Annotated in this window: 11 protein-coding genes; 2 read left to right on the plus strand and 9 right to left on the minus strand. The window is 68.7% G+C overall.

The annotated features are described in order from the left end of the window. Nucleotides 1-13 precede the first annotated feature (13 nt). From mdcE to mdcA, 5 genes are read right to left on the minus strand one after another with little or no spacing between them, the layout of a single operon-like run. Nucleotides 14-832, minus strand: coding sequence for a biotin-independent malonate decarboxylase subunit gamma (mdcE, locus tag ACYP5B_RS35215; protein WP_400102432.1), 819 nt, complete (start codon nucleotides 830-832; stop codon nucleotides 14-16). After that, a complete protein-coding gene (locus ACYP5B_RS35220; protein WP_459572743.1) occupies nucleotides 829-1680 on the minus strand; it encodes a biotin-independent malonate decarboxylase subunit beta in 852 nt (283 codons plus the stop codon). The genes mdcE and ACYP5B_RS35220 overlap by 4 nt, the downstream gene beginning before the upstream one ends. After that, a complete protein-coding gene (locus ACYP5B_RS35225) occupies nucleotides 1677-1991 on the minus strand; it encodes a malonate decarboxylase subunit delta (RefSeq protein WP_400102434.1) in 315 nt (104 codons plus the stop codon). The genes ACYP5B_RS35220 and ACYP5B_RS35225 overlap by 4 nt, the downstream gene beginning before the upstream one ends. Continuing rightward, the gene (locus tag ACYP5B_RS35230) at nucleotides 1991-2899 is read right to left on the minus strand and encodes a triphosphoribosyl-dephospho-CoA synthase (protein WP_459572744.1); all 909 of its coding nucleotides are present in this window, start codon (nucleotides 2897-2899) and stop codon (nucleotides 1991-1993) included. The genes ACYP5B_RS35225 and ACYP5B_RS35230 overlap by 1 nt, the downstream gene beginning before the upstream one ends. Continuing rightward, the gene (mdcA, locus tag ACYP5B_RS35235; protein WP_400103522.1) at nucleotides 2899-4557 is read right to left on the minus strand and encodes a malonate decarboxylase subunit alpha; all 1659 of its coding nucleotides are present in this window, start codon (nucleotides 4555-4557) and stop codon (nucleotides 2899-2901) included. Before mdcA ends, ACYP5B_RS35230 begins: the two co-directional genes overlap by 1 nt. 346 nt (nucleotides 4558-4903) lie before the next feature. Here mdcA and madL point away from each other — a divergent pair, with 346 nt between their 5' ends. Then, the gene (gene madL / locus ACYP5B_RS35240) at nucleotides 4904-5314 is read left to right on the plus strand and encodes a malonate transporter subunit MadL (protein WP_318237004.1); all 411 of its coding nucleotides are present in this window, start codon (nucleotides 4904-4906) and stop codon (nucleotides 5312-5314) included. A gap of 10 nt (nucleotides 5315-5324) precedes the next feature. Further along, a complete protein-coding gene (gene madM, locus ACYP5B_RS35245) occupies nucleotides 5325-6101 on the plus strand; it encodes a malonate transporter subunit MadM (protein WP_267605566.1) in 777 nt (258 codons plus the stop codon). Here the strand turns inward: madM and ACYP5B_RS35250 are convergent. The 4 genes from ACYP5B_RS35250 to ACYP5B_RS35265 all read right to left on the minus strand — a co-directional run bounded on the left by ACYP5B_RS35250 (nucleotide 6098) and on the right by ACYP5B_RS35265 (nucleotide 10390). Further along, the gene (locus ACYP5B_RS35250) at nucleotides 6098-7018 is read right to left on the minus strand and encodes a LysR family transcriptional regulator (protein WP_267605567.1); all 921 of its coding nucleotides are present in this window, start codon (nucleotides 7016-7018) and stop codon (nucleotides 6098-6100) included. The two genes, madM and ACYP5B_RS35250, sit on opposite strands and share 4 nt — an antisense overlap. Before the next feature lie 539 nt (nucleotides 7019-7557). Further along, nucleotides 7558-8322 carry an SDR family NAD(P)-dependent oxidoreductase gene (locus ACYP5B_RS35255; protein WP_459572745.1) on the minus strand — a complete coding sequence of 255 codons (765 nt, stop codon included), beginning with the start codon at nucleotides 8320-8322 and terminating at the stop codon, nucleotides 7558-7560. 45 nt (nucleotides 8323-8367) lie between these two features. After that, on the minus strand, nucleotides 8368-9546 hold the full coding sequence (locus tag ACYP5B_RS35260) for a thiolase family protein (RefSeq protein WP_459572746.1): 1179 nt from the start codon (nucleotides 9544-9546) through the stop codon (nucleotides 8368-8370). 46 nt (nucleotides 9547-9592) lie between these two features. Further along, nucleotides 9593-10390 (minus strand): crotonase/enoyl-CoA hydratase family protein, encoded by a 798-nt coding sequence (locus ACYP5B_RS35265; protein WP_400102094.1) that lies wholly within the window; start codon nucleotides 10388-10390, stop codon nucleotides 9593-9595. Nucleotides 10391-10441 lie beyond the last annotated feature (51 nt).

A 10441-nucleotide genomic window follows, 5' to 3' on the forward strand; every position in this document is an offset into this window, starting at 1 on the left:
TCTTGCAACGGCTTCAGTCCGGCCACTGCTGCGCGAGCACTTCGCGTACGCGGCTGGAAGCCTGGCGGTTTTCTCCCCCCAGGCGGCTGCGCAGGTCGCGTTGCGGCTCGGCCTGGATATCGGCCAGGGCGGCTTGCAGTGCGCCATGCACGGTGTCGAGGTCGGTTGCGTCCGGTTGCGCCGCTTGCCTGACGCCAACCTGCTTCCACAGCAGTCCCAGCGTGGCGTAGTTGCCGATGTCGTACGCCATCGGCGGCACGGTGGCGGCAAAGCTCTCCAGGTCTTCCACGCTGCGCATGGTGATGCGGGCGGCGGCCTGCTTGCCCATGGCGTGCACCTGCACGCCGGCATCCGTCAGCGCGATCAGGCGGTTGGCCTGGTAGCCGTGCGCGAGGAAGGCGCCCGACATGGCGCGCCCGACCAGCAGCGCGATCACTGGATGGCCTTGCAGCCGCGCCGTGGCGTAGGCATCGGCCGCGCCGGCCAGCGCCTGATGAATGCCGAAGGCTTCCTCGCGCCGTCCATAGGCCTGGCTGGGCGTATCGACGATGGCCACGATGGGTCGCTTGATCCTGGCGTCCCGGTCGGCCAGCACGATCTCGTGCACGGCCTGCGCCAGCGACCAGCCTTCAAGCAGCCCGACCTCGCCGTCGCGCACGCGTGGGAAGGCATTGGCGGCGTCGGGCACCACCGCGATGAAACGTGCCGGCTGGCCCGCCAACTCGGCGTCGGCCACCTGCACGGTGGCGGGATAGCCGGGGCGGCGCGGGGCATTGCGCGTCAGCGCCGCGAGCCAGGCCTCGCCGCGGCCCTGCGTGTTTGCTGAACTCATGGCTTTACTCCGTGTGCGTAGATGGTGCGGACGGTTGCCGGCTCCGGCTGGCGCGCCGGATCGTATTCGGCCAGGCGTTGCAGGTAATGCGCATAGCGTTCACTGCGATGCTCGCCTGGCACGCCTTGCGCCAGGACCTCTCGCACCGTGGCGCGGATGGCATCGCTGTTATCCTCGACGTAGCGGTCGGCCAGCCCGGTGGCGATGCGTTGCTCGCCGCCGGTAAAGCTCCAGATAAAGGGACGATCGCGCGAATCGTATTCGGCAACGCCCGCCTCCTGCTCGATCACTGCCGGCCCGTTCAGGCCAAGGCGCGCCTCGCGCGTCACCACCAGGTAGCTGCACAGGCCCGCCGCGATCGACATGCCGCCGAAGCAGCCTACCGTGCCGGCGATCACGCCCACCACCGGCTGGTAGCGGCGCAGATCGACAATGGCTGCGTGGATATCGGCGATAGCCGCGAGGCCAAGGTTGGCTTCCTGCAGCCGCACGCCGCCGGTCTCGAACAGGATCACGGCGCGCGTGGGCACGCCGCGCCGGTTGTCCTGCGCGGCAAGCTCCAGCGCGCCGGCGATCTTGGCGCCGCCCACCTCGCCGAGGCTGCCGCCCTGGAACGCGCCTTCGATGGCAAGGACCACGGCGGGCTGGCCGTCGATGCGGCCCTTGGCCACCACCACGCCGTCATCTGCCTGCGGCACCACGCCCTGGCGTTCCAGCCACGGCGAGACCAGCTGGTCGAAGGGGCCGGCAAGTTCGCGCAAGGTGCCGGGATCGAGCAGCGCATGCACGCGGGCACGCGCGCCGAGCTCGACAAAGCTCTCGCGGTTCAGCAGCGCTGCGTGGTTCATGCTTGCTCCTTGCCATCGGCGCCGAGCGCTTCGAAGGCTTCCGCCAGCCGCATGCCCACCACGCCCGGCGTGGCGCCGAAATCATGGATGCGGATGCGCATGGCGGCGCGCGGCGCGGCGCTGAACACGCGCGAGAGCTGCGCGTCCCAGACCTTGCCGTAGCCGTCCACCGAAGTGGTGACATGAATCTGCGTGGTGCCGGCCGTGCCGGGCTCCACCATGACTTCGAGATCGCCGGAGCCGACCACGCCAACCAGCACGCGCTGGCTTGCCGGCGCGCCGGCGGGATATTCGAACTGGAGCTGTTCCATTATTTGTCTCCTTGCGCTGGGCAATGGGCCGGCGGCACCGCAAGCGGCAGCCGGTCCAGGAAAAAAGTGGCGGCGAGCAGATCCGCGGCGCCGCCGGGAGAGGCGTTGCAGGCCAGCATGCCGGCCTCGAGCTGGTGCAGCAGGCGCCGCCCGGCCAGCGTGCCGATGCCGCCGGCGGCCAGCACCCGGCTCGCGCCTTGCTGCATCAGCGACAGCCCTTCGCGGCCGGCGCGGGCCAGCACGCAGGTGTCATCGAGCCGCTGCATGATGGCCAGCAGTGCGTTCACGCGCGCGCTGGGCTCGGCGTCGCCGCGCGCCCGGCTGCGCTGCAGTTCGGGCAACCCGGCGCGCAGCACGTGCGGGAAGCCGGCCTGCGCCTGGCCGCGCGCGCCGGCGACGCCGTAGTCGATGCAGGCGCGTTCGCCCTTGTGGCCGGTACGCGCGGGGCGGTGCCGGTCGGGGACGCGGGCGATGGCGCCAGCGCAGCGCGCGATGCCATGCGCCGAGCCTGCGTGACGGTGCAGCCCCGCGGCGCCAACCAGCAGCCCCAGGCTCCAGATCGCGCCGCGATGCGTATTGATGCCGCCGGTGGCGCGCATCATCGCGGCCTCCGCTTCGCGGCCAAGCGCGCCCAGCCGCTCGCGCAGCGCCACGCCGGGCCGCGCCGCGCGCATGCCCGCCGCCGCCATCTCCACAAAAGCAGGATGCAGCGCGCGCGCCGAGACGCGCATCAGGTCCAGGTTGAGATCGGCGTGGGCGCCATTGCCGCGGCCATCCACCAGCCCGGGCTTGGGCGACAGCGCGGCCTCGTCGATCAGCGCGCTGACCGCGAGATCGGCCAGTGCGATGGCAGCGGGGTCGAATCCGGCATCAACGTGCCGCCGGGCAAGCCATGCGGGGTTAGCCATCACCAGCTCCGGAAGCGTGCCGGCGGCTCGTACAGCCCGCCGGACCAGTCGACCAGGTCGGCCATGCTCTTGGCTGCCAGCAGCGAGCGGGTAGCCTGGCTGCGCTGCACGCCGAGGTCTTCGGGCAGCGCGATCAGGCCGTCGCTGCGCATGCGGCGCGTGGTGCTGGGGTCGTGGCGCAGGCCGATCGGCGTCACGCCGGCCACGGCCGCCAGCATGGCGCGGCGCTCCTCCAGCGAGCGTGCCTTGTAGAGATAGGCGATGCCTTCCTCGGTCAGCACGTGCGTGACATCGTCGCCGTAGATCATCACCGGGGCCAGCGGCATGCCGCTGTCCTTGGCCACCTGCACCGCGTCGAGCGACTCGACAAAGGTCGGCTTGCCGCCGGCCTGGAAGGTCTCCACCATCTGCACCACCAGCTTGCGGCCGCGCGCGAGCGGGTCGTCGGTCTCGATCAGGTCGAGCCATGCCGGCGTGGGATGGCGCCGCCCGCCCGGGTTGTGGCCCATGTTGGGCGCGCCGCCAAAGCCGGACAAGCGCCCGCGCGTGACCGTGGAGGAATGGCCGTCGCCGTCGATCTGCAGCGTGGAGCCAATGAACAGGTCCACCGCGTACTGGCCGGCTAGCTGGCAGAAGGCGCGGTTGGAGCGCATCGAGCCATCTGCGCCGGTGAAGAACACGTCCGGCCTCGCGGCCACATAGTTCTCCATGCCGAGCTCGCTGCCGAAGCTGTGCACGCTCTCCACCCAGCCGGACTCGATGGCGGGGATCAGCGTGGGGTGCGGGTTCAGCGTCCAGTACTTGCAGATCTTGCCCTTGAGGCCGAGCGACTCGCCGTAGGTGGGCAGGATCAGCTCAATGGCCGCGGTATTGAAGCCGATGCCGTGGTTGAGCGACTGCACCTGGTGGCGCTCGTACACGCCGCGGATTGCCATCATGGCCATCAGCACGTGCACCGGCTTGATCAGGCGCGGATCGCGCGTGAACAGCGGCTCGCAGAAGAAGGGCTTGTCCGCCTGCACCACGTAGTCGATCCACGAGCCGGGGATATCCACGCGCGGCAGGCCGGCGGGGTCGTCCACGATCTCGTTGACCTGGGCCACCACGATGCCGTCGCGGAAGGTGGCGGCCTCCACCAGGGCGGGCGTGTCCTCGGTGCTGGCGCCGGTGTAGAGGTTGCCATCGCGGTCGGCCTTGTAGCCGGCGATCAGCACGATGTTGGGCGTGAGATCCACATAGAGCCGCGCGTACAGCTCGATGTACGTGTGGATCGCGCCGACTTCAAGCTGGCCATCTTCCAGGAACTGCGAGATGCGCAGGCTCTGCGCGCCGGCGTAGGCAAAGTCCAGTTTCCTGGCAATGCCGCGCTCGAACAGGTCGAGGTGTTCCACCCGGCTCACGCTCGGGATGATCATGTGCAGGCCATGCACCTTGGCCGGGTCCACCTCGGCCAGCGAGCGCGAGAGGAAGTCGGCCTGCTTCTGGTTGTTGCCCTCCAGCACCACGCGGTCGCCCGGCGCGGTGATGGCTTCGAGGAATGGGACGATGTCGGCGGTGGGCACGACACGGCCGCTGGCAAAGGCGGCGCCGCGTGCCATGCGGCGGCGCTTTTCGGTGCGGCGGGTGTCCCACTGTCGGTCCGTGGCTGGGTTCGGCATCGCGTCTCCGGTGTGCTTGATGCTAGGGATGGCACCAAGATACGCAGCGCGCGCGGCGCAAGCAATGACGCCCGGCGCGGCATCGTTACTCTAGGTGTAAGTGTTGGCGGCCCGACATGCCAGGCGTTCGCGCCGCGTCTCGCGCGGCCCGTACGCCGCCGCGCGCCACGCAAGGGCTGGCTTGGTCACAAGTGCGCCGGATATCCGTTTCCCGCCGTTAATCCCACGCTAACGATTCTCTCGCCGGGTTGATTGATGCAGTGCGATGGCTCGCCTAGATTGCATCCATCAAACCTAGAACCAGCCCGCGCGCAATCTTGCCGATGGGCCAACAGGAGACACCACCATGATCATCTACGGAACCGCCTTGCTGGCGCTTTGCCATCTCGTCGGCCTGTTCCTTGGCGAGCTGCTGGGCATCGCGATCGGCGTCAAGGCCAATGTGGGCGGCGTCGGCATCGCCATGCTGCTGCTGATCTCGATACGGCTCTACCTGCACGGACGCGGGCTTCTGCCCAAGGAGACCGAGGCGGGCGTGGGCTTCTGGGGGGCGATGTATATCCCGGTGGTGGTGGCGATGGCGGCACAGCAGAACGTGGTCGCCGCGTTGCGCGGCGGGCCGGTGGCGCTGATCGCGGCAGTCGGCGCGGTGCTGGTGTCTGCCTGCTGCATTGCCGTGCTCAGCCGCACCGGCGACCACGCGCCACTGCCGCCGCTGCTCTCGCCGGAAGCCAACCCCAGCCACGCTTCGCGCTAAGGACGCCGCCATGCCGCATTCCATCTCGCACATTATCGAGAACATCCTGCTGCAGAATGCCCTGGTCACCGCGTTCGCCGCGGTCGGGATCATCATGTGGCTGTCATCAAGGCTATCGCGCTGGCTGACCTTCGGGCGCGTCCATGCCTCCGCCATCGCCATCGTCATCGGCCTGCTGCTGGCCTACTACGGCGGCATCGTCACCGGCAAGGAAAAAGGCCTGGCGGATCTCTCGCTGTTCTCCGGCATCGGCCTGATGGGCGGCGCCATGCTGCGCGACTTCGCCATCGTCGCCACCGCCTTCGAGGTGCAGGTCACCGAGGCGCGCAAGGCCGGGCTGGTCGGCGCGGTGTCGCTGCTGCTCGGCACCATCCTGCCGTTTATCGTGGGTGCTGTCGTGGCGCGCGCCTTTGGCTACAGCGATGCGGTCAGCATGACCACCATCGGCGCCGGCGCGGTGACGTATATCGTGGGGCCGGTCACCGGGGCAGCGCTGGGCGCCAGTTCCGACGTGATCGCGCTGAGCATCGCCACCGGGCTGATCAAGGCCATCATCGTGATGGTGGGCACGCCCATGGCGGCAGGCTTTCTCGGCCTGAACAACCCGCGCGCCGCGATGGTGTTCGGTGGCCTCGCCGGCACCGTCAGCGGGGTTTCCGCGGGGCTGGCCGCAACGGATCGCAGGCTGGTGCCTTATGGTGCGCTGGTGGCCACGTTCCACACCGGGCTGGGTTGCCTGCTGGGGCCGTCGCTGTTGTTCCTGGCGACCAAGGCGATCGTCGGCTAGGCGGGCTGCGGCGAGCGCATCGTCAACCGGCAAACCGCCGCCAGCGCCAGCAAATTCGGATCCCGCTCACGCCGCCGCAGAAAGCTCAGGCCAATGGTCTGGCGCAGCCGGTACTGCGCGGCCAGCGGGATCAGCGCCACCTTGTGCGCAAACACATCGCGCACGCGGCCGGGCAGCAGCGCGTAGCCCACGCCGCCGCTGACCAGGTTCATCAGCGAGAAGATGTCGCCGACCTTCATCACCACATTGGGCGTGAAGTCGGCGATGCGGAACGCTTCCATGAAGCCCTGGTAGGTGATGAAGCCCTCGCTGAGCGTGACGAAGGGTTCGTCCCGGCATTGCCGCAGGTCGATGGAGGCTTGCCGCGCGTAGGGCGAATCCGCCGGTGCGGCGAAGTAGATCTCGTCTTCGAACAGCGCGATGGATTCGATCTCGGGATCCGGCTCGGGCATGGCCATCAGCGCGGCGTCGATCGCGCCTTGCTTGAGCTTGAAGAGCAGGTCGGCATTGGAGCCGAGCACAAGCTCCGCCTGCAGTTCCGGCCGCCTGACCTTGATGCCGATCACCACGTCCGGCACCGTGCGGATGGTCAGCGAATAGAGCGAGCCGATTTTCATGTGATCGGCCGAGTACCCGGCGGCCTGGCGCGTGGCGCGGATGCCGTCGGCCATGGCCTTGATGACATCGGTAGCCACATCCGCCAGCACGTGCGCGGCTTCGGTCGGCAGCAGGTTGCGCCCTTCGTGGCGGAACAGGGCGCAGCGCATGCCTTCTTCCAGAGAGTGCAGCGCGCGGTGCACGCTGACCGTGCTCACATCCAGCGCCTCGGCGGCCTTGGCGAGGTTGCCCGTCTCCATGTAGGCGAGCAGGACTTCGAGCTTGCGCAAGGTGATTTCTTCGTTGATCCGGTTTCGCATAGGAGGTGCTTCGTTCATGCTGGCGGTGATGGTGACTGGACCATGATAACCAGATTCGAAACCGGATGGCTCCGGGACGGCCGGAGCGCGAATTGCAGGCAGGGTCCAAGCGAAATCCAGCGCCAGCGTAGCTCCCCTCTCCCGCGCGCGGGAGAGGGGCTGGGGGAGAGGGCGGGCGCTTGTCACGCCTGCGTGCTGGAAAACACGACGGGCTTCGCTTCAAGTGGCTCCTAGCTAAGCCACCCCTCTCCCTCTCCCCGTGAGGGGAGAGGGAGAGGCAGCCGTCGTCATGGCGCGCGGCTTTGGCCCGTTCGGCGGCTTCGGCGAATGCATCAGGTCTGTCAGCTTGCTGACAAAGCCGGATCTGCGTTGTCGTGCACACCCCTCTCCCCAACCCGGAGCCCGGGGCTTTGCAGGCAAGCGCTTGAACAGCTTGGTATGCATGGGGGTGTCTCCTCCGGGATGCATGGTGCCCGGATACGGGCGCGGCGGCCGGTATGGTCCGGCTCTGCCTGTCCACCGCCGCAACGGCAACGCCTTTAGCGCGGTGTCATGCGGATCGCGCCGTCGAGGCGGATGGTCTCCCCGTTGAGCATGGCGTTCTCCAGGATATGCAGCGCGGTCGAGGCAAATTCATCGGGCATGCCCAGCCGCGCCGGGTGCGGCACCGAGGCCCCGAGCGAGGCGCGCACGTTCTCCGGCAGGCGGGCCAGCAGCGGGGTGTCGAACAGGCCGGGCGCGATGGTGCAGACGCGGATCATCCGCTGCGCCAGGTCGCGTGCCGCCACCAGCGTCATGCCGACGATGCCGGCCTTGGCCGACGCATAAGGGATCTGCCCGATCTGGCCTTCATACGCGGCTACCGAGGCCGTCAGCACGCAGGCGCCGCGCTCACCATCGACCAGCTCGTTGCGGGCCATGCGGGCCGCGGCCAGGCGCAGCGTGTTGAAGGTGCCGACCAGGTTGATGCGCACGATCGATTCGTATTTCTCCAGCGAGCCGGGCTGGCCGTCCTTCTCTACCAGGCGCACCGGGCCGCCCACGCCGGCGCAATGGATCAGCGCGCGCATGGTGCCGAGCGCGTCGGCCGCGTCGAACACGCGGGTCATCTGCGCGGTGTCGCAGACATCGGCCTGGACAAAGCGGGCGAGATCGCCGAGCTCTTGCACGGCGGCGGCGCCATTCTCTTCGGACAGGTCGGCGATCACCACGGCAACGCCGCGCTCGGTGAGGCGGCGGGCGCAGGCGAGGCCCAGCCCGGAGGCGCCGCCGGTGACAACGGCGGACATGTTGGCAAGCTTCATCTTGTGTCTCCTGGTTCCAGGTATCAATGCTGTATGCGTATTAGCTCAGAGCCGTTCGATGATGGTGGCGTTGGCCATGCCCCCAGCCTCGCACATCGACTGCAGGCCGTAGCGCCCGCCGCTGTCTTCCAGCGCGTGCAGCATCGTGGTCATCAGGCGCGCGCCCGAGGCGCCCAGCGGGTGCCCGAGCGCGATCGCACCGCCACGCGGATTCAGGCGTGCCGGGTCGGCGCCTAGCGCGCGTTGCCATGCCAGCGGCACGCAGGCAAAGGCCTCGTTGATCTCGTAGTGTGCAATCGCATCGAGGCTGAGGCCGCTCTTTTCCAGCGCGCGCTTGCTGGATGGAATCGGCGCGGTCAGCATGGTCAGGGGGCTGTCGCCGCAGGCATCGAACGCAACGAAGCGCGCGCGGGCGTTCAGGCCGAGGCGGGAGGCGGCGCGCTCGCTCATCAGCAGGATGGCGGCGGCGCCGTCGCTGATCTGCGAGGCATTGCCGGCGGTCACATGCCAGCCGATCTGCGGGAAGCGCTGGCCGAGCGCTTCGTCGCGGAAGGACGGCGCCAGCGTGGCCAGGCGCTCGGCGGTGGTGGTGGGGCGGATGGTTTCATCGTGCTCGACGAGGCCCGCGGCGGTACGGACCGGCAGAATCTCGCGGCGGAAGGCGCCGGCTTCTCGCGCCTGGTGCGCGCGCTGGTGCGATTGCGCGGAGTATTGGTCGAGATCGTCGCGCGACAGTTCCCACTGCGCCGCGACCAGCTCCGCCGCCACGCCTTGCGACACCAGCCCGGGCGCGTAGCGCGCCTCGAACGACGGGCCATACGGATTCTGGCCGATGCGCCCCGAGCCCATCGGCACGCGGCTCATGGATTCGATGCCGCAGGCAATCACGATGTCGTAGGCGCCCGCCATGATGCCTTGCGCGGCAAAATGCACGGCCTGCTGGCTGGACCCGCATTTGCGGTCGATGGTGGTGGAGGGCACATGTTCGGGGAACCCCGCAGCCAGCCACGCCACGCGGCCGGGCGTGGCCGATTGCTCGCCGACCTGGCTCACGCAGCCGGTGATGACGTCTTCCACCAGCCCGGGGTCCAGCTTGTTGCGCTCGACCAGCCCGGCCAGCACCTGTGCCAGCAATTCCGTGGGATGGAGTTCGGTGAAGGCGGAGCCGGGCTTGGAGCGGCCCATGGGCGAACGGATGGCGTCGACGATGACGGCTTGCTGCATGGTGGGTCTCCGGATGTCTCTTGATGGATGTGGGAACGACGCTGGATCAGCTGCCGGTGAACTCGGGCTTGCGCTTCTCCAGGAAAGCCGACACCGCTTCCCGGTGGTCCGAAGTCTGGTGCGACAACGCCTGGAAGCCGGCCGACAATTCCAGCAAGGTATCCAGGCGTGTATGCAGCGCCTCGCGCAACAGGCGCTTGGCCAGCCGCACCGCATGCGGCGGATTGGCGGCGATGCGTTCGGCCAGTTCATTGGCCGTGGGCAGCAGTTGATCCGGCGGCACCACGCGAGAGACCAGGTTCCACTCCAGCGCCTGGCGCGCATCGATGACCTGGCCGGTGAAGGTCAGCTCCGCGGCGCGTGCAAGGCCGATCACCCGCGGCAGCAGCCATGCGCCACCATCGCCCGGAATGATCCCCAGCTTGACGAAGCTCTCGGCAAACTGCGCCTGCTCCGAGGCGATGCGCATGTCGCACATGCAGGCCAGGTCCAGGCCCGCGCCCATGGCCGCGCCATTGACGGCGGCGATCACCGGCACCTCCAGGTTGAACAGCGCCAGCGGCAGCCGCTGGATGCCCAGGCGGTAGTCCTGGCGAATCTCCATGCCGGGCACCTGGCCCGAAGCCTGGCGCTCCATGTCGCGGATATTGCCGCCCGAGGAGAACGCGGTGCCGGCGCCGGTGATGATCACCGCGCGTACGCTGCCGTCACGGTGGATACGGTCGATGGCCTCCAGGAAGTCGGCCACAGCGGTGTTGCCGGTGAGGGGATTGCGCCGCTCCGGTTCGTTCATGGTCAGGGTCACGATGTGGCCCTGCTGCGCGTAGCGCAGGAAGCTTGTCATGCTGGTCTCCGGTCGTTGTAGTCGTTGGCCGGCGCCGAGCGGCGCCGCCGA

Source organism: Cupriavidus sp. 8B (assembly GCF_054589115.1).